1 protein-coding gene is annotated in these 1,140 nt (G+C 34.6%); it reads right to left on the bottom strand.

Translation table 11 applies throughout. From position 1 onward, the window contains the following. Window positions 1–89 precede the first annotated feature (89 nt). Window positions 90–923, bottom strand: coding sequence for a histidine phosphatase family protein (locus C0512_RS15920; RefSeq protein WP_290863350.1), 834 nt, complete (start codon window positions 921–923; stop codon window positions 90–92). Window positions 924–1,140 lie beyond the last annotated feature (217 nt).

Genomic DNA, 1,140 nt, shown 5'->3' with positions numbered 1-1,140 from the left:
ATAAGTTAAACAATCTGTCGTTAAATAACTCAGCATAATCGATATTTATTTTTTTACGACAATAGTTATACAAATTAAAACTCAAAAATCTATTGTTTTATTCTAAGTTTCAAGCCATCGGTAGCAACAATTTTAAAATTTTCTTGATCATCTACTTCCATTACGATCACAGAGCAGTTGCCAAGATCAAACGAACGATATTCCACATCAAAACCGCAGAAAGCTGAATCTGCCATAAAAATAGATTTCATCACACCATTATGAGTTGTAATCAAGACATTTTTGCCTAATTGATCATGCCCAACTTCCCTGATGAACTCACCGACTCTATGATAAATCTCTTGCATACTTTCAATGTTTAAGTCAGCTTTATAAGCGAATTTGTCGAAGAAAGTTGGAAGTAAGGGAATTTCTTCTTCTTCCTGTTTCTTGATCGGCGCATATTCCTTTTCTGACACCCCTTCATAAGGTCCATACCATTTTTCATGAAGACGTTCATCTTGGTTGATTGGAAGGGATAAATTCATTTTGGATAGCATCGTTTCTGTGGTTTGCAAAGCACGTAATGTAGGGGAACTAAAAACCGCATGAATTTTAACATTGGATAAAGCAAGGGCTGTGCCAGTGTCTTTAGCTTGCTTGATTCCTTGATCCGTTAAATCAGTTTCAAGAGTGCGACCTGCCATACTTTTTTCTTTATTGCTGTTAGATTCGCCATGACGAACGAATATCAATCGCGTCATATTTTCATTTTCGTCTATTTGTTGCAAATAATCAAAAGCGGTACTTTCAATCGTAGGAATGTTCTTAAACTGAGCTTCTGTTTTTACGGGGATTAGGATTTCGGGAAATATTAAAATTTTTTCTACTGCATTTGCCATTAGGGTCACACAAACCGTTAAAATAAAAAATAAATATTTCATTTTTATAACCATCTTATATTTTGATATTGAAGAAATTCATCACCTAAATCCATTTGAGAATTGCTTACTTTCTCGTGAACGGGATGAAGAAACATTATAGTGATAAAAAAGTAAATTTCCTAGAAAAAAGAAGGGTAACTTTAATCTTGGCCAGTATTTTGGAGCTTCGACGAAGGCAAATTGGATCTCTATTGTTTCACAACCTCGCCCTATCCTG

It is taken from the genome of Flavobacterium sp. (assembly GCF_013822155.1).
Taxonomy (GTDB): Bacteria; Bacteroidota; Bacteroidia; order Flavobacteriales; family Flavobacteriaceae; genus Flavobacterium.
The sequence above is the reverse complement of the archived record's forward strand: the minus strand, read 5'-3'. Positions and strand labels throughout refer to the sequence as shown.

Coding starts and splice junctions, on each gene's coding strand:
- C0512_RS15920 (WP_290863350.1), bottom strand. CDS start 923: ATGAAATATTTATTTTTTATTTTAACGGTTTGTGTGACCCTAATGGCA.